This window comes from Serratia sp. NCCP-200 (genome assembly GCF_059697885.1).
Window position 1 is genome coordinate 1 of the sequence record NZ_BAAKUJ010000004.1, and the last position, 17,684, is coordinate 17,684.

Consider the following 17,684-nt stretch of genomic DNA (forward strand, 5'->3'; position numbering starts at 1 on the left):
TCCCACGGCATAAGCAGCTCCACTCAGAAGTACTCATACCTATGTTGTAAGTGTCTACCATGTCCCCGAACAAGTGTTCATGATGTCCCCGGTCTGTACATTGGGAGAGGGTTAGGGTGAGGGGCATCACATCAGGAACGCAAGCCGCGGCCACGCTCAATCAGATACCAGGCCAGCCCGTAGAACACCACAATGAACGCCACCAGCACCAGCATGGTCAGCGCTAACGGCACGTCGGAAATGCCCAGGAAACCGAAGCGGAAACCGCTGATCATGTAGACGATCGGATTCAGTTTGGAGACCGCCTGCCAGAACGGCGGTAACAGCGTCAGCGAGTAAAATACCCCGCCCAGATAGGTCAGCGGCGTCAGCACAAAGGTCGGGATCAGGCTGATATCGTCAAAGGTGTTGGCAAAGACGGCATTAAGCAAACCGCCTAGCGAGAACAGGATCGCCGTCAACAACAGCGTCACCGCGATCACCCACCAGGAATGGACCACCAGCGGAACGAAGAACAGCGAGATCACCGTCACCAGGATCCCCACACAGATACCACGCGCCACGCCACCGCCAACATAACCGGCAATCACCACGTGCGTCGGTACCGGTGCCACCAGCAGCTCTTCAATATTGCGCTGGAACTTGGCACTAAAGAATGATGCCGCCACGTTGGCGTAGGAGTTGGTAATCACCGCCATCATGATCAGGCCCGGCACGATAAACTGCATATAATCAAAACCGTGCATCTCACCAATACGCGACCCAATCAGGTTGCCAAAGATGATGAAATACAGGGTCATGGTGATCACAGGCGGTACCAGCGTCTGGATCCAGATGCGGGCGAAGCGATTGATCTCTTTGGCCCAGATGCTTTTCAAGGCCACCCAATACAAATGCATCATGCTTGTTCTCCATTGCCGTTCACCAGGTTGACGAACAGCTCTTCCAGCCGATTGGCCTTGTTACGCATACTCAGGACCTGGATCCCCTGCGCGCTCAGTTGGGTGAACAGACCGTTCAGACCTTGCTCACGCATCACTTCCACTTCCAGCGTGGAGGTGTCCGTCAAACGACTGTTGTAACCCTCAAGATGGGGCAATGGGCTTTTCGCCGCCAGATCGAGGATGAAGGTTTCGGACTTCAGCTTGGCCAACAGCCCCTTCATCGAGGTGTTTTCTACCAGCTCACCATTTTGGATGATGCCGATATTGCGGCACAGCATTTCTGCTTCCTCCAGATAGTGTGTGGTCAGGATAATGGTGGTGCCCTGGGCGTTCAGCTCTTTGAGGAAGCCCCACATCGAGCGACGCAACTCGATATCCACCCCGGCTGTCGGTTCGTCGAGGATCAGCAGTTTGGGCTGATGCATCAGCGCACGGGCAATCATCAGGCGGCGTTTCATCCCGCCAGACAGCATACGCGCCCGCTCGTTACGTTTACCCCAAAGATCGAGCTGATTGAGGTACTTTTCTGCCCGCGCCATCGCCTCGCGGCGTTCCACGCCATAATATCCCGCCTGGTTGACCACAATCTGCAGCACGGTTTCAAACGGGTTAAAGTTGAACTCCTGCGGCACCAGCCCGAGCTGGCGCTTGGCATTAACGATATCCTTATCGATATCGTAGCCAAACACTCGCACCGTGCCCGCCGTCTTGTTGACCAGCGAACTGATAATGCCGATGGTGGTGGATTTCCCGGCGCCGTTCGGCCCCAGCAGGGCATAAAAGTCCCCCGCCTCCACGTTCAAATTGATACCGCGCAATGCCTTGACGCCACCCGCATAGGTTTTGGTCAGCTGCGCTATTTCCAGTGCATAATTCATAAGTTATGAGAGTACCTTTTGATGGAGTTGGCTGCCGAACTTGTCTAAGGGGGAGTTTATCATCAGCGGCCAGATTACCGAGTTGAATCCGTGCGAATTCCAGAGGGCAGAAAATTGCTTAACTGTTCCGATTTCCAAATTGTGACGCTTGCCATATATTACATCAACGCAATTCGTTCATAACAGGCCAATAACCGCCATGCAAGAAATCGAAAGGCTTATCGCCAACAACCAAGCCTGGTCCGCTAACATCAACAAGGAAGATCCCGGCTTCTTTGAACGTTTGGCTCAAGCGCAAAAACCGCGATTCTTGTGGATCGGCTGCTCAGATAGCCGCGTGCCCGCCGAACGCCTGACCGGCCTGGAGCCGGGTGAGCTGTTCGTTCACCGTAACGTCGCCAATCTGGTGATCCATACCGATTTGAACTGCCTGTCAGTGGTGCAGTATGCCGTCGACGTGCTGGAGGTGGAACATATCATTATCTGTGGTCACCTGGGCTGCGGTGGGGTAGAAGCTGCTGTAGAGAACCCGGAACTGGGGTTGATCAACAACTGGCTGCTGCACATTCGCGATCTATGGTACAAGCACAGTTCCCTGCTCGGCGAGTTGGAACCGGAACAACGTCTGGATGTGCTGTGCGAGATCAACGTCATTGAGCAGGTATATAACCTGGGCCACTCAACCATCATGCAGTCTGCCTGGAAACGCGGCCAGAAAGTGATGGTCCACGGATGGGTATACGGGATCCAGGACGGTCGTCTGCACGATCTGGAAGTCACCGCCACCAGCCGTGAGAGCCTGGAGATGGGCTACCGCAAAGCGATAGCCACACTCAAACAGGAGAAAGGCCTGTTCTAGCGCCAGATCGGGGTTCCGCGCCTAGCTGAACCCCGGCTGGATTATTCGTCCAGCATCACCACTTTGCCGATGTAAGGCAGATGGCGATAACGCTGGGCGTAATCGATGCCATAACCTACCACGAACTCGTCTGGGATCGGGAAGCCGACATATTCCACCGGCACTTCAACCTCACGGCGCTCAGGCTTGTCCAGCAGCGTACAAATCGCCAAAGACTTCGGCCCACGCAGCGCCAGGATCTCACGTACCTTGTTCAGAGTGTTGCCGGAATCGATGATGTCTTCGACGATCAATACGTCTTTACCACGGATGTCTTCATCCAGATCTTTGAGGATTTTCACGTCACGGGTGGTAGACATGCCGCTGCCGTAGCTGGAAGCGGTCATAAAATCGACCTCATGCGGCACCTCAATGGTGCGGCACAGATCGGCCATAAACATGAAAGAACCACGCAGCAGCCCGACCAACACCATATCACTGCCGCTATCGCGGTAGTCTTCGGTGATCTGGCGGCCAAGTTCAGCAATACGGGTCTTAACTTCCTGCTCGGAAATCATTACTTCTACAGTGTGTTTCATAGTTTTCAGGTCAGTTGCCGGAAGAAGGGCGCAGAGTTTAGCATAGCTGGCGGGCGGTGGCGACGCGAGTGCGTCACCACTTTACAGGCTGCGGCGTGACAAGCCGCAGCCTCGGATAACTTAATCGGCTACGGTAAAGCCTAGCATCATCCCTGTATCTTCATGTTCCAGCAGGTGGCAGTGGGCCATATAGGCCTGATCGGCACTAGCCAGATGATTGAAACGTACCAGCACTTCGCTGCGCCAACCTTCTACCAGCACCGTATCTTTCCAGCCTGCCCGGTGGGCCGCCGGTGGCTTGCCGTTTTCCGACAGAATGCGGAACTGGGTGCCATGGATATGGAACGGGTGCAGCATCATGTCGCCTTCGCCGGAAATGGTCCATTTCTCGTATTTGCCACGCTTGGCCTCAAACGCGGGCTTGGTCATATCGAAGGCTTTGCCATTGATGGTGTTGGCATGGCTGAAATCAAACGGCTTGCTGCCATGATCCATCTTGCTGTGGTCCATTCCCGCCATGTTACCGTGATCCATGCCTTGCATCTTGCTATGGTCCATACCAGCCATGTTACCCGCGGCATTGCCGTGGTCCATGCTCATCCCGGCCATCGCCTGGTGACCATAACGATCCATCAAAGCCTGCATCCCCAGCATATCCAGCTTAGGATCCATCATCAGCTGCAACCAGCGTTCCTGCACTCCGGCCAGCGATGGTAACGCAGGCAATTTCACCAGGCTGTCCGGCATGGATTTCACGCCCAGTGCCAGCGATGGCTGAATATGCAATACCGGCAGCGGCTGGTCGAACGGAGCCAGCGTCATACCCATTTGCTTTACCGGCAGGGTAACGATATCGAACGGCTTGCCATCGGAGGCATCGACCAACACTTCAAAACGCTCGCCCATCAGCATCGGCAGTTCGGTCAGCTTAACCGGTTCGCCCAGGAAGCCACCGTCACTGGCAATCACGTATAATGGCCGATTGTCGCTGGTGGACAGGTTAAGCGAGCGGGCGTTACAGCCGTTCAGGAAACGCAGACGCAGCCAGCCGCGTGGCGCGATGTGTTGCGGATAGCTGGCACCGTTGGTGAACATGCGGTCACCAAACCAGCCCACGGCCGCGCTCATGATGTCCAATTGATATTCGATTTGACCGTCTTTGCCCAGGCGCTTATCTTGCAGGATCACGGGAATATCGTCGGTTCCCCAGGTCTTCGGCAAGGGTAGCTGGCTGCTTTCTTCATCTTCCAACAGCACCAGTCCCCCCAGCCCCTTCATCACCTGCTCGCCAGTTTTGCCATGCGTATGGGGATGGAACCAGCAGGTAGACGCTGGCTGATCGGCAGTGAAACTCACCGTGCGGGTAGTACCAGGTTGGATCAAGGCTTGTGGACCACCGTCGACATTACCGGGGATCTCTAAACCGTGCCAGTGCACCGTGCTGGCCTCTGGCAGTTTATTACTGATATCTACCGTCACCGGCTTACCCCGTTGCAAACGGACCGCTGGGCCAAGCAACGCACCGTTAATCCCCCAGGTGCGGGTAGCCACGTTAGGCAGCCAGTTCATCTCACCGGTTTGCAGCGCCAGCGCGATCTTTCCTTGCGCATCTGGCGTCAAAATCGGTGGGATCGGCAAGGCTGGACGATCGGCCGCCAAGGCGGCACGGCTCCATAATGGCAAGGCGCTTGCGGCACCTATTGCGGCGGTCAGTTTGATAAAATCACGGCGTAACATCGCTGGTTCCCTTTTCTCAGTGATCGAAAGCTTAAGATCCGCAGCCTAAACCCTCCCCTTAGTGGAAGGTCAAGAGCTACTATTAAGGAGTGTTAAGCCCACATAATTAATTTGGTGCCTTTACAGCCAAGTGTGGTAACGTCAGCAGATATTGAACAGGTCTATTTCATGATGAAAAAAACAACGTTGTTAATGCTATTGCTGACTATGCTGGGCTTTTCCAATGCCAGCCTGGCGCTAAATGAATCCGAAGCGGAAGATCTTGCCGATCTGACCGCGGTGTTTGTCTATCTCAAAAACGATTGCGGCTACAATGATTTGCCTAACGCGCAAATCAAACGCGCCATCGTGTACTTCGCCCAGCAAAACCGTTGGGATTTGACTAACTATAATAGCTTTAATATGAAATCCCTGGGTGAAGACAGCTACCGCGATCTCAGCGGCATTGCTATTCCTACCCCCAACAAGTGCAAATCTCTGGCACGCGACTCCTTGAGCCTGCTGGCCTACGCCAACTAACTTCCCCTGCGTTCTCTCAGCCTTGCCAACGATAGCTGGCAGGGTTTGCTATCGCCTATCTGTTGCCCTGCCGACAATGCTGTAATTTGCCACACGTAGGGTTTATGATGTTGCGCTCATTTTTCATGGTTGTTATTACGGAGTAACCCGCACATGACCCAGAAAGAGATTTGGTATGAAACGCTGCATGCCAACTTTGGCCAGTACTTCTCAGTAGAGCAGGTACTTTACCGTGAGAAAACCGAGCATCAGGATCTGGTGATATTTGAAAACCCGGTGCTGGGCCGCGTGATGGCTCTCGATGGCGTGGTACAGACTACCGAACGCGATGAGTTTATCTATCACGAAATGATGACCCACGTGCCGCTGCTGGCCCATGGCAAGGCCAGGAAAGTGCTGATTATCGGCGGTGGCGACGGCGCTATGCTGCGTGAAGTCTGCCGTCATCAGGGCGTTGAACAGATCACCATGGTTGAGATCGACGCAGGCGTGGTGGAGTTCTGCCGCCAATACTTACCGAATCACAACGCCGGTGCCTATGACGATCCTCGCTTCAAGCTGGTGATCGACGATGGTGTCAATTTCGTCAGCCAGAGCGACGAAAAATTCGACGTGATTATTTCTGACTGTACCGATCCGATCGGCCCCGGTGAAAGCCTGTTTACCTCGGCGTTCTATGAAGGTTGCGCACGCTGCCTCAACGAGGGTGGCATCTTCGTAGCTCAGAACGGCGTCTGCTTCCTGCAGCAGGACGAAGCGGTCAACAGCCACACCAAGCTCAGCCAGTATTTTAACGACGTCAGCTTCTATCAGGCGGCGATCCCAACCTATTACGGCGGCATCATGACCTTTGCCTGGGCCAGCCAGAATCCGGCTTTGCGCCAGCTGGATGTCACCACGCTGCAACAACGCTTTCATCAAAGTGGCTTAGACTGCCGCTACTACAATCCGGCAATTCACGCTGGCAGCTTTGCCCTGCCGCAGTATTTGCTCAATGCACTGAACGTTTCACGTTAAGCGAGAAGATAGGGGCTAAATCTAATTGCAAAAGATCAAACTGCACGGCTTCAATAACCTGACCAAGAGCCTGAGTTTTTGTATTTACGATATTTGTTATGCCAAAACCGCAGACGACCGCGACGGCTATATCGCCTACATTGACGAACAGTACAATGCCAACCGCCTGACCGAGATCCTCAGTGAAACCTGCTCGATCATTGGCGCCAATATTCTCAACGTCGCCCGCCAGGACTACGATCCGCAAGGCGCCAGCGTCACCATTCTGATGAGCGAAGAGCCGGTCGATCCGAAAGACGTGGATACCTCTGAACACCCAGGGCCGCTGCCAAAGACGGTGGTAGCACATCTGGATAAAAGCCATATCTGCGTTCACACCTATCCGGAAAGCCACCCAGAAGGCGGCCTGTGTACCTTCCGGGCCGATATTGAAGTCTCTACCTGCGGCGTGATTTCACCGCTCAAAGCGCTGAACTATCTGATCCACCAGTTGGAATCCGATATCGTCACCATGGACTATCGCGTACGCGGTTTCACCCGCGATGTCGCCGGCGTGAAGCATTACATCGATCATGAGATCAATTCGATCCAGAACTTTATGTCCGAGGATATGAAGGCGCTGTACCACATGATGGATGTCAATGTGTATCAGGAGAACATCTTCCACACCAAGATGCTGCTGAAGGATTTCGATCTGAAGCACTATCTGTTCAACGCCAGGCCGGACGAACTGAGCGAGGCGGAGCGGAAAAGGATCACCGATCTGCTGTGGAAAGAGATGCAGGAGATCTACTACGGGCGCAATATTCCGCACCTGTGACGTTGAGATACAGGGCAGCCAAGGTTGCCCTGTGTCAGTTACACCAAGTGCAAACCTGCGGGTAAATCTGCCAACTGCTGCTGTGCAGTGGTAGGTAGCGCCTTGTCGGTGACAATATCCGTCAGGCTGCCAAGCGGCGCCACACAAAATAACGAGTAGGCAGCGTATTTACTGCTGTCTGCCAACAGTACCCGCTGGCGGGCATTGGCCATCAGATCCTGCTTCAGGCCCGCCTTCTCTTCGGTGGGCGTGGTAATACCTTTCTCAATACTCCACGAGTTACAGCTGACAAACGCAATATCCGGGTAGATCCCTCGCAGCAACCTGCGCCCATGATCGCCAACGCAGGACTGGCTGCTGTCATCAATACGGCCACCAATAATGGTCACTTCAATCTGTTTAAATCCTGAGAGAAACAGTGCGATATGCAGATCGGCGGTGATCACCCGTAGCGGAAGGTGGGTCAAATGCCGCGCCAGTTCTAGCATAGTGGTGCCTGCGTCCAGCACCACTGCATCACCGGCTTTAACCATCGTGGCCGCATACAGGGCAATCGCCCGCTTCTCCTGCGGGTTGCGCAACTGCTTTTCGTTAGTGGTGGGCTGTGCAGGGATAAAACGGTTGAGGGCCACGCCGCCATGGCTGCGATTGATGATCCCCTGCTCATCCAGCTTGATCAGATCGCGCCGGATGGTGGCAGGAGAAGCATCGATAGCGCTGACTAATTGCTCAACGGTGACCAGATTATGGGCTTTCAGGTATTCCAGAATCTGGTCCTGGCGAGTTTGTGGCTTCATGTCGTCCGTGGTATCACGCCAACTGAGTGGCTAATTTAATCGAGATCGCCATGCTCTCAGACTTGGCTTTACCTGTCCAGGCAATATCAAATGCAGTGCCGTGGTCGGCAGACGTTCGGATAAACGGCAAACCCGCCGTGATGTTAACCCCGTCGTAGAAGCCCAGCAGCTTGAGGGGGATATGCCCCTGATCGTGATACATGGCGACCACCATATCGTACTGGCCTTCATAAGCCTGCAGGAAGACGGTATCCGGTGGGCACGGGCCTGAGACATCGATCCCCCGCTGTTGTACTGCCGCAATCGCCGGGCTGACGATGTTGATCTCCTCATCGCCAAACAGGCCATGTTCACCCGCGTGGGGGTTAACGCCCGCGACCGCGATCCTTGGATGTTTAAAACCGACGCGCTTGAGGAAGGTATCCGCCATCATCACCACCGTTTCGATCCGCTCGGCACTCAGCGTATCAAGGAACTTGCGCAGGGCGATATGGGTGGAAACATGGATCACCTTCAGCTTATCGGTGTACAGCACCATCGCATAATCCCGGCTGTTGGTCAGTTTTGCCAACAACTCCGTATGGCCTGGATACAGATGCCCGGCCAGATGCAGCGCCTCTTTATTCAGCGGCGCCGTGGCGATGGCCATCACCTCACCCGCCATGGCCAGTTCGGTGGCACGCTTTACGCATCGGTAAGCCAGATCGCCCGCTTGTGCCTGCACTTTCCCTGGTGTCAGCGCGGCGGGATCCTCTAGCGGTTCATCAATCACGTTGATAATACCGGGCGCAAAGCGTGCCTGCGAAACGTTCAGGATCGGCCTCAATTCGACCTTTGGCACGATCCCCAATGCCTGAATGCGTTGCAACGTTTGCAGACAGCCCACCACGACCGCTGGCGTTCCCGCCAACTCGCCTTCAGACAGCGCCTTAATGATAATTTCTGGCCCAATGCCTGCCGGATCGCCCATGGTGACCGCAATCGTGTTATTTGCCACTGTACATCTCCTCAATAAAATAAAGTGCATCCCGCAACGTTGAAGCACCGCCAAATCCGCCGGCTTTGGTGATCACCGGCAGATCGTCGATCTCGCTGTTGACGAAAGTGCCACAGGGCACACAAGGAACAACCTCACTGGTAATACGGTAACCTTCCGCGCCCAGCGCTCTCGCAACCGCAATGGCGATGTCACCACCGGTCAGGAACAAGCCACCAATCTGAGCCTGATTGATAATCGCCAAGGTGATGGAGCCTAATGTCTGGCTGATTTTATCCCCCAACTGCTGGCGCGAAAGGTCATGCTTTTCACACAGCGTATCGATCATCTGGCGGGCATCGGCATCTCTACAGGTGCGTAGTACACAGTGCTGCCGATCTCGCAGTACGCTGACGGCCTGGCGAATAATTTCATCTACCGCAGACTGGCTGTGCGGTTGCAACAAGGCTTCGACATCAATATCCAGTATGCCGAGCGACTTTTCTTCTGCGGCAAACACAATCTGCTGCCGGGTGGCTTCACTCATCGATCCGGCAACCACCAGTACAGGCAAGCGTTGGCGAGCGGCCAGATAGCTGCTGGCTGGTAATGCATTTGCCAGCCCGGCAGCGCCCACCAACAGATAACGGCAGCCAAGCTGCTGGATTGCCTGCACCAACTGCGCCAGGTCGCCATCCGTTTCGGCATCAACGACCACAATCGCAGGCCCGTTGTGGCTCAGGAGCGGCAACTCTCGACCGAGCTGGCCACTGCGTACTACCTGTAAATCCAACTCGTGGATCGGATAGGCAGTCTGCAAACCAATCAAGGTCTTGATATGAGAAGAAACAATCGGCGTTTTCGGATCGCTAGCGAACTCGGTTTCCACCAGCGGTACGCCGTGAACCCGGCATTCACCATTGAGCGTTACCCGACCCGCTGCAGGGATGGCTGCGGCCACGATAGCCAACTGTGAACCGCTGGCGATCATCGCCGCTTCGATTTCTGCCCCTACGTTACCGCGAAAGGTCGAGTCGATTTTTTTATACACCAGGGGCGGCGTATCGCTCTGGCAATAAGCCCGCAAGGCTTCGTGCACCTTGGCGCTGGCCATTGCAGGAGATAATGCCCGGCTTTCGGTATTGATCACCAACACATCCGTGCGCCGGGTTGACTGTGGTAGTTCGTTGAGCACCACGTCGGTACGCGCGCCCTTTTTGGCCAGTTGCACACCCGTATCATTGGCTCCAGTAAAATCATCGGCAATCACGATCATCTTCATGCTGTCTCCTTCAGCGCTGCGCCCTTCGCGGCATTACGCTTCGCCACCCAAGAACTGAGTATCGGGGTCAGTATCGCGGTGGTGATCACCGAAGCGGCAATCAACGGAGCCGCAGCAGCCGCTACGCTAGCCAACGAAGGGTCCGCCTGAGCAATCGCCAATGGCGTCGCCACCGCATTACCGGCAGTGCTTGATGCTGCCGCACCGGCAATGCCTGAGCCCCCTACCAGTCGATCGGCGCGAATATTAAAGAAACCGCCGACAAAAGTGGTCAACACGCCAAGCAGAACCCCGGCCATACCGCCTTGCAGTAACATTTCCAGATTGATGCCAGCACCGAGCGCGAAGGCAAAGAATGGGATCAGGATTGGGCCCCCCTTGGTGAGGAAGTCGCGCATCTGATGATCCAGATTACCCAACATCATCCCTACCAGCAGGGGAACCAACACCGCCACCAGCGCCATCAGTGGGATATTCGCCATACCTGCCGCACCCAACGCGATCATGGTGAAGAACGGCCCGTCATTCAGGGATAGGATCGAAATCGCTCCTACGTCCCGCTCATTACCAAACTCGCCTACCAACGCCGCATACAGGCCACCGTTGGAGTTGCTCATTGCGGCAATGATCGCCACACCGGTCAGGCCGAAAATACCTTCCGCCCCAAACAGATGTTCAACGCCTAACCCCAGGGCCATGGCAACCAGCAGCTTGGTCAAGGTAATGGTGCCGCCTTGCAACAGTGCCTGCGGAGCCGCCTTGAAGCTGATGCCGGCCCCCATACACAGCAGGAAAGCACCAATCAGTGGAGCCGCACCGTTTTTAAACAGTGCCGTGGTGAAGCCGCCGATATCCAGCGCCTGTGGAGCAAAGGTGTTGATCATTGCGCCAAGCACCAGTGGGACGACCATCATCCCTCCAGGGATTTTCTCTATTGCCGCCTTAATTTTCATCCTACCCTCGTCATTATGATTTATTTTAATCAAAATGATTATATAAAATCAAAAAAGAAAAAATCGGCGCTGTGTCGCAGATTAAAAAATCAGTAACATGATTATTTGATTTTATTTAATCATTACAGAAGAAGGTGGGGGGAAGGCGGCCGAGAATCGGCCACCTGTGACTCACAAGGGGAGCAGCATCCTGCGCCCGTCTGGATAATCAGTAGTTGAGCATAAACGAGCGGTAGGCTTTCAGCACCGTCAGAAAGTCTTCGATGCCGCAGAAAGAGAGGCTCTCTTCGTCGTAGTAGTTCATCCCCTCTTCCATTTCGTCGCCTTCGAACTCCAACTGGTTGGCGCGGATCATCACCTCTTCACCGTCCATCAGCAACGTGTATTCGTGGCCTTCCAACTGCCATTGACGCTCACTGCCCTTGACCCCTGCCGCACCGGCTTCGATGCGGTCCAGCAGGTTAAAATCACCGTTGAGTTCTTCGTTAATCCAATGGCCGATGGCCTCATGCCCCATCGAAAATCTGACCACCACCTGACCGGTTACGTCACGCAGAAATTCGTAATCCATAGCATGCCCTCCTGAGCGGTGTATAAGACTGAGTTTAACCTTAAATTCGCAGCTAACTCAGTGAGCGCTCGCAAAGTTGTTCAATAATTCGTGGCGCAATATAACGGTCCGCCCTCCACTTGGGAAGCGGGAAGGCTCTTGGTGCCTGCTATGGACGGGCAATTGTTGTTATCATGACACTTCTTAGCCCTTACCCAAGCCTGAGCCGATGATCGACAGCGAAATCACCCTGAAAAAATTGGAAATCTTTCTGGCGTTTATGGAGAAGGAAAACATCGGCCGAGCCGCAGAACAGCTTGGCTTGAGCAGCGTTAGCGTGCACCGTGCGTTACATACCCTGGAAGAGGGCTTTCGCTGCCCGCTGTTTATTCATAAAGGGCGCAACCTGCTGCCCCTGCCCGCAGCACTTACGCTGGCAGAATACGCACGCGATATCGTGGATCTCACCTACAAAGGTATCGAAGAAACTCGGTTGAAGGCGGGGTTTGGCCAGCAACGCATGCGTATCGGCACGCTCTACTCACTGACGCTGGAAACCATTCCACGGTTGATCATGGGGCTGAAGGTGCGCCGCCCGGCCATGGAGATCAGCCTGACTATGGGATCGAATGAAGATCTGCTGGCCCAGTTGGAAAACCAATTGCTGGACGCCATCCTGATTTCGGTTTCCGACAGCCAAATCGATCCGCTGCGCTTTGAGATCCTGCCGCTGTTTGAGGATGATATCTATCTTGCCGCACCGGCAGCCTCGGCGCTAAACAGCGATGGCACGGCAGACCTGCAAGACTTTCGCAGCCAGAAGTTTGTCTCCCTGACCGAAGGCTTCGCCACCTACCACGGCTTTAGCGAAGCGTTTCAGATTGCCGGTTTTGAACCGGAAATCGTCACCCGGGTGAATGATATTTTCTCCATGCTCAGCCTGGTGCAGGCCGGGGTGGGCTACACGCTGGTGCCTGGGCGGATGAAGAAGATGTATGAACACACATTGAAATTACTGCCGCTGTGCGAACAGTACCAGATGCGCCAAACCATCGCGCTGGTGTTCAATCGTAACCAGCAGCAGGATCCGAACCTGCTGGCATTGACGGCGGAAGGCCGCATGTACGCTCGCGGTGAAGGGCCGGTTTAATCGCGCCGATATTTGGCGACAATGCCGCAGACCGCGTTCAGGCCCAGTTGGCAGCGGGACAGCGCTTCCCCCTGCTCCATCACTTTTTTGGTCAAGCCGGTTAATACCGCGCCCGGCGGCATTTCGATCGCCAGACGGACTTCCCGTTCGTAGGCCGCCACCATCGCCTCATGCCAGCGCACGGTGCGGGCCATATTGAAGGCCAGATCGTCAGCAATTCGCTCCGGTTGCCATAACACGCGCCCGGTACTGCCGCTGAGATACGCAACCTGCGGCCGATTGATGGTTACCTGCTTCATGGCCTGCGCCAGCTTTTCCGCCGGTTGTGCCAACAGGGCACAGTGGGAAGGGACACTCACCGCCAAACGCTGGGTTTTCGCTGCACCGGCGGTTTTTGCCAACGCCATGACCTGCGCCATCGCGGCTTCGCTACCCGCGATAACCAATTGGTCTTCGGCATTGATATTGGCCAGATAGGCCGGTAACTCAGCACTATTGACCTCGTCTATCAGCCTTTCCACCTGCCGCAACGGCAAACCGACAATCGCCGCCAAGCCATATCCCGCAGGGTAAGCCTCCTCCATTAGCTGGCCGCGCAACGCCACCAGCCGGACGGCATCGGGAAATGCCAAGGCCCCGGCGATCACCGCAGCGGGAAAAGCGCCGATGGATAGCCCACTGACAAAATCAGCCTCGACCCCGTGCTGCTGTAATTCCCGCGCGTAGGCCACACCGGCTATCAGCAGGCACAGCTGCACTGCCCGGGTTTTCTGTAAGGCTTCGGCGCTGTCCAACGCCAGTACATCCTGGTCAAGAACAGCGCAGGCCTCGCTTAACAACCGCTGGGTTGTTTCATTGGCCGGCAGTTGGTGCAGCATCTGAGGCACCTGTGGCCCTTGTCCGGGAAAGGTAAATAAAATCTTCATCAGATCTCCTGAGAGCTGGCCCAGGGATCCGTCGTCAACAACGGTCCCTCAGCGGTTTTCAGCATCGCTCGCCCATCCCGCAGCCATTCGCTCAGGGCAAAGCCGCCGAGCGGTGTTTCTATTTGGGCATCGGCGCGGCAAGGCAACGCCTGCAACCACTGTGCCAACCTCTGCAACTCATCAAGGCTGGCAGGCTGCGGGCAGCGAACCAACAGATCCAGATCGCTGTCGGCATGCATCACCGGGATTTCAGTCGCCAACGCATAACCACAGCTGCCGGTCACGCCCCAGCCCCACGGCCAAGGCCGCTGAGCCAGCATAATGAGCGCCTGCACCGGAGGCTGGGAAACAAAGCTCGAGTGCAGCAACGCCAGCGGCTCGCTCACCAAAGACTCCGGCGTCACTACGCGCCGGATAGCCTCTGCGCTAACCCAAGCTGCGGCGCGCTGGCTGCGTTTCATCCCCCGGATCCCCACCGGGATCCGCCCGCTATCCTGAACATCGCGCCGTACTACCAACGGTAATGAAGTGCGCCACTGCTGGCCAACCCACTCCGGCAACGCCTGATCGGCACTGAGGGCAGCACGGTCACTAATCCAAATCAGGTCATGCGGGCGAATCATCGGCTTCTCCAGTTACATCCCTGAGGTCAGGGTGATAAACAGCGGTAAGGTAATGATACACAACACGGAACTGATCAGTAACGTGGCTTCGGCATCCGGCGACTGCACGCCAAAACGGTTACCAAAGACGATACCGAAGAAACCGGCAGAAAGGGCGATCATCAAAATAGCGGTGATGGCCACGCTACCATGCAGGCCCAATGCCAGCACCAGCCCCCAGGCAATAAACGGTTGGATTAACAGTTTGGTCACGCTCGACAGCAGCACCGGGCCGTTGATCTGCAACTTACGGGCAGACAGGATCACCCCGGTCAGGAACAGAGCCGTCGCCGTGGCCGACAGGCCAAGCGGTTTGATCGCGGCCAGCACCATTTCAGGCATATGCACGCCTACAGCCGACAGCACCACCCCAAGCAGCGGGCCCCAGACGATCGGTTTTTTCACCGAACGCCACATCAGCACCGGCAACATGCCCAGGCTGGAACCCTGAACCCCGCCGGCCGCACGGGCCTTTTCACGTTCGAGGATCAGCAGGCAGAACGGCGTCATCAGTACCGAACCACAGGCGATAGCCACCGCCACGGACAGCGAGGTTCCCGGCGTTTCCCCCAGCACGCTACCGAGGATCGGCAGGCCAAGCGCGGCATAGTTGGGCAATGCCACGGTGAGCGTCAGCACCGCGGCATCCTGCGGAGACTTATGGAAGATCCCGGTGCAGGTAAAATAGATCGCCGCATAGGTGATCCACATCGCCAGCACCAACACCACGATCAGCGGTGATTGCTCGACGATCCCCGCCCAAGGCGTTTGTACGGTGGCACCGAACAGGGCCGCTGGCAGTGCAAAATCCATCACGAAGATGTTGAGTAATGAAACGTTCTGGTTATCGACCATTTTTGCCTTACCGGCAAAAAAGCCCAGCAGCATAATGACAAAAATCGGCGCCAAGGCATGAATAATTACGTATGTCATAAATCACCTGTTAAAAAGAAAAAATCAGTCAGATCAGGTGCGATGGTATTAGTTATATTGTTATATGCAGGTGAAGCTTTATGCCGGGTCGGAACGCATCATATGCGCCCTCCCGGCGGGTAGTATTTTGTTCCTGAACTCTGACGTAAAAATGGCTAGCGTGGCATTACCACTCTGCGCGCATACGTTCACGCACCAGCGAAGAGCTATGGCGGTTGTCTGCTCCCAGGCGGTTAGTTAATCCAACCCCTTCACGGCGAGTTTTGGCGATCGCCTGGATCAGTGCGTGGCGTACCAGATTAAGTTCCTGCTCACTGGCCTGCAGCGGGTCACGGATATCCAGTAACTGTTCCAGCAGGCCCAGCGAGCTGTAATGCTCGATGTCATAAGCCATCGGTGGAATGGTTGCTGCCAGTTTCTCCAGCGCCTCTACGGAACGTAACGTGATGCGCGCCGCAGACTCTTTGCCCATCGCATGGATCATCACGCCTGCATCGTTGAAGGCGATCAAGCGGTTGGCCTGATAGCCGTGCGCCAGAAACGCGCCAGACATGGCTTTCCCGACGATCAAACCAATCACCGGATGGCCTGCCAGCCGAGCCTTGGCATAAGCCCCAGCTGCACCGGCCAAGGCTTGGTGAATACCAAAGGCCTCTTCCCGGCGCCCGTAGGCCTGGCTCGGCACATCGATCACCGCCACGATGGCGCGCTTTTGTACTTTACCCACGTCAGCCGCGACTGCTTCACTGACTACCTGGGCTAACGTCCAACCTTCCAGCAATCCTACTTCGCCGCGTGCAGCGCGTGGGTAATGGTTATTTGCATCCGGCACCACGGCGATAAAACGCACCGGTTGGCCCTCTAGTTCAGCGTCCGCAACCCGGATCGAGGCGCACTGCCCCCGACGCTGCTCGGCCCCCGCCGTCAGCAAAGAGAACCAATATTCTCCACGGCTTGATGATGACGTACTCATACCCGATCCTCCGCAGCAAACAGTTGAGCAATGACCGCCGAATCCGCCTGCTGGCGGGTGTCGAACTGCGACAGTTTCGGCAAATAGTAGTGATAATTGTCGGATCGATGCTGAGCAGGCACGCCGCGTTGCAGGCAACCTTTCATCGCCGCCTTGACCGCATGCAGCGCATCCGGGACTTCTTCATCGACAAAGCCGCTGCGATAGCGCACATCGCCACCGGTCATGCTCCAGATAAAAGGCCGATCGCGGGAATCGTATTCTTCAATACCGGCTTCCTGTTCAATAACCTGTGGGCCATTTAAGCCCAGGCGCGCTTCACGGGTGACGATCAGGTAGCTGCATAAGGCTGCCGCGATCGACATCCCGCCAAAGCAGCCCACGGTACCGGCAATAATACCCACCACCGGGGTGTAGCGGCGCAGATCGACAATCGCCGCATGAATATCCGCGATCGCTGCCAGCCCCAGGTTGGCCTCCTGCAAACGTACGCCACCGGTTTCCAGCAGCAAGACTGCCTGGGTCGCAATGCCGTTGCGGTTATCTTCCGCCGCTAATTCAAGAGCCGCGGCCATCTTGGCACCGGAAACCTCCCCCATGCTGCCGCCCTGGAACGCCCCTTCTACCGCCACCACCACTGCCGGTTTACCGTCAATGGTGCCTTTAGCAACCACCATGCCGTCATCGGCCTGGGTGACTATGCCCTGCGGCTCCAGCCAGGGAGAAGTAATACGCTCAAATGGCCCCAACAGCTCACGGAAACTGCCACTGTCCAGCAAATTGCGGGCGCGCTCCCGGGCGCTGAGTTCGATAAAGCTGAGATCATCACGCATGGGCGGCCTCCTCAAATACCTGTTCAATACGCAGCCGAGCCACTCCCGGCGTAGCACCGAAGTCGTTAATCTCTAACCGCCCGGCAGGTAAATCGCGCAATGACGCCAAGCGTTCAAACAGGTGCTGCCAGCGCTGCCGGCTACCGTCTACGGAGGTTTTGATTGCCACCGTCAGCGTGCCGTCAGCCGCAGGCTCAAACAGAGCCTCCATGTCACCGGAGCCTACGACGCCGGTTAGTGCCTTACCCGGCAGCGTAATGCTGGCCGGATAACTCAAATCGATATGTTCCATAACAT

At 55.8% G+C, this 17,684-nt stretch carries 20 protein-coding genes; 5 read left to right on the top strand and 15 right to left on the bottom strand.

What is annotated here, in order from left to right:
- Positions 1 to 131 precede the first annotated feature (131 nt).
- Positions 132 to 902: an ABC transporter permease gene (locus AC6HVW_RS14545; RefSeq protein WP_021179732.1), complete on the bottom strand. Its 771-nt coding sequence runs from the start codon at positions 900 to 902 to the stop codon at positions 132 to 134.
- A complete protein-coding gene (locus AC6HVW_RS14550; RefSeq protein WP_021806255.1) occupies positions 899 to 1,822 on the bottom strand; it encodes an ABC transporter ATP-binding protein in 924 nt (307 codons plus the stop codon). The genes AC6HVW_RS14545 and AC6HVW_RS14550 overlap by 4 nt, the downstream gene beginning before the upstream one ends.
- Before the next feature lie 199 nt (positions 1,823 to 2,021).
- On the opposite strand from AC6HVW_RS14550, the gene can reads away from it, so the two are divergent.
- Entirely contained in the window at positions 2,022 to 2,681 is a 660-nt protein-coding gene (gene can, locus AC6HVW_RS14555; protein ID WP_021179730.1) for a carbonate dehydratase, read from the top strand.
- Between the two features lie 41 nt (positions 2,682 to 2,722).
- On the opposite strand, the gene hpt is transcribed toward can, so the two are convergent.
- Positions 2,723 to 3,259, bottom strand: coding sequence for a hypoxanthine phosphoribosyltransferase (gene hpt / locus AC6HVW_RS14560; protein ID WP_071681992.1), 537 nt, complete (start codon positions 3,257 to 3,259; stop codon positions 2,723 to 2,725).
- 120 nt (positions 3,260 to 3,379) lie between these two features.
- Entirely contained in the window at positions 3,380 to 4,996 is a 1,617-nt protein-coding gene (gene cueO / locus AC6HVW_RS14565; protein WP_071681994.1) for a multicopper oxidase CueO, read from the bottom strand.
- 171 nt (positions 4,997 to 5,167) lie between these two features.
- On the opposite strand from cueO, the gene AC6HVW_RS14570 reads away from it, so the two are divergent.
- The 3 genes from AC6HVW_RS14570 to speD all read left to right on the top strand — a co-directional run bounded on the left by AC6HVW_RS14570 (position 5,168) and on the right by speD (position 7,352).
- Positions 5,168 to 5,515 (top strand): YacC family pilotin-like protein, encoded by a 348-nt coding sequence (locus AC6HVW_RS14570; RefSeq protein ID WP_037375824.1) that lies wholly within the window; start codon positions 5,168 to 5,170, stop codon positions 5,513 to 5,515.
- A 153-nt stretch (positions 5,516 to 5,668) separates the two neighbouring features.
- The gene (gene speE, locus AC6HVW_RS14575) at positions 5,669 to 6,532 is read left to right on the top strand and encodes a polyamine aminopropyltransferase (protein WP_021179726.1); all 864 of its coding nucleotides are present in this window, start codon (positions 5,669 to 5,671) and stop codon (positions 6,530 to 6,532) included.
- Between the two features lie 25 nt (positions 6,533 to 6,557).
- Positions 6,558 to 7,352: an adenosylmethionine decarboxylase gene (gene speD / locus AC6HVW_RS14580; RefSeq protein WP_021179725.1), complete on the top strand. Its 795-nt coding sequence runs from the start codon at positions 6,558 to 6,560 to the stop codon at positions 7,350 to 7,352.
- A 38-nt stretch (positions 7,353 to 7,390) separates the two neighbouring features.
- Here speD and AC6HVW_RS14585 read toward each other — a convergent pair whose 3' ends face one another.
- From AC6HVW_RS14585 to yacL, 5 genes are all read right to left on the bottom strand, one after another.
- Positions 7,391 to 8,149 (bottom strand): DeoR/GlpR family DNA-binding transcription regulator, encoded by a 759-nt coding sequence (locus AC6HVW_RS14585; RefSeq protein WP_021806258.1) that lies wholly within the window; start codon positions 8,147 to 8,149, stop codon positions 7,391 to 7,393.
- Positions 8,150 to 8,162: 13 nt separating this feature from the next.
- Positions 8,163 to 9,176: a D-threonate 4-phosphate dehydrogenase gene (locus AC6HVW_RS14590; protein WP_071681999.1), complete on the bottom strand. Its 1,014-nt coding sequence runs from the start codon at positions 9,174 to 9,176 to the stop codon at positions 8,163 to 8,165.
- Positions 9,136 to 10,407 (bottom strand): D-threonate kinase, encoded by a 1,272-nt coding sequence (gene dtnK, locus AC6HVW_RS14595; protein WP_071682001.1) that lies wholly within the window; start codon positions 10,405 to 10,407, stop codon positions 9,136 to 9,138. Before dtnK ends, AC6HVW_RS14590 begins: the two co-directional genes overlap by 41 nt.
- Entirely contained in the window at positions 10,404 to 11,360 is a 957-nt protein-coding gene (locus AC6HVW_RS14600; protein ID WP_021806261.1) for a 2-keto-3-deoxygluconate permease 1, read from the bottom strand. The genes dtnK and AC6HVW_RS14600 overlap by 4 nt, the downstream gene beginning before the upstream one ends.
- 208 nt (positions 11,361 to 11,568) lie before the next feature.
- A complete protein-coding gene (gene yacL / locus AC6HVW_RS14605) occupies positions 11,569 to 11,931 on the bottom strand; it encodes a protein YacL (protein ID WP_021179705.1) in 363 nt (120 codons plus the stop codon).
- Between the two features lie 208 nt (positions 11,932 to 12,139).
- Here yacL and AC6HVW_RS14610 point away from each other — a divergent pair, with 208 nt between their 5' ends.
- Complete coding sequence (locus AC6HVW_RS14610) at positions 12,140 to 13,060, top strand: LysR family transcriptional regulator (RefSeq protein ID WP_024484333.1); 921 nt, start codon at positions 12,140 to 12,142, stop codon at positions 13,058 to 13,060.
- Here AC6HVW_RS14610 and mdcH read toward each other — a convergent pair.
- The 6 genes from mdcH to AC6HVW_RS14640 all read right to left on the bottom strand — a co-directional run bounded on the left by mdcH (position 13,057) and on the right by AC6HVW_RS14640 (position 17,679).
- On the bottom strand, positions 13,057 to 13,986 hold the full coding sequence (mdcH, locus tag AC6HVW_RS14615) for a malonate decarboxylase subunit epsilon (protein ID WP_071682005.1): 930 nt from the start codon (positions 13,984 to 13,986) through the stop codon (positions 13,057 to 13,059). The genes AC6HVW_RS14610 and mdcH overlap by 4 nt on opposite strands.
- On the bottom strand, positions 13,986 to 14,609 hold the full coding sequence (locus AC6HVW_RS14620) for a malonate decarboxylase holo-ACP synthase (protein ID WP_094981436.1): 624 nt from the start codon (positions 14,607 to 14,609) through the stop codon (positions 13,986 to 13,988). The genes mdcH and AC6HVW_RS14620 overlap by 1 nt, the downstream gene beginning before the upstream one ends.
- Before the next feature lie 12 nt (positions 14,610 to 14,621).
- Complete coding sequence (locus AC6HVW_RS14625; protein ID WP_021179701.1) at positions 14,622 to 15,581, bottom strand: AEC family transporter; 960 nt, start codon at positions 15,579 to 15,581, stop codon at positions 14,622 to 14,624.
- Positions 15,582 to 15,747: 166 nt separating this feature from the next.
- Positions 15,748 to 16,554, bottom strand: coding sequence for a biotin-independent malonate decarboxylase subunit gamma (gene mdcE / locus AC6HVW_RS14630; protein ID WP_071682007.1), 807 nt, complete (start codon positions 16,552 to 16,554; stop codon positions 15,748 to 15,750).
- Positions 16,551 to 17,387 carry a biotin-independent malonate decarboxylase subunit beta gene (locus tag AC6HVW_RS14635; RefSeq protein WP_071682008.1) on the bottom strand — a complete coding sequence of 279 codons (837 nt, stop codon included), beginning with the start codon at positions 17,385 to 17,387 and terminating at the stop codon, positions 16,551 to 16,553. The genes mdcE and AC6HVW_RS14635 overlap by 4 nt, the downstream gene beginning before the upstream one ends.
- Positions 17,380 to 17,679, bottom strand: coding sequence for a malonate decarboxylase subunit delta (locus tag AC6HVW_RS14640; protein ID WP_021806268.1), 300 nt, complete (start codon positions 17,677 to 17,679; stop codon positions 17,380 to 17,382). Before AC6HVW_RS14640 ends, AC6HVW_RS14635 begins: the two co-directional genes overlap by 8 nt.
- Positions 17,680 to 17,684 lie beyond the last annotated feature (5 nt).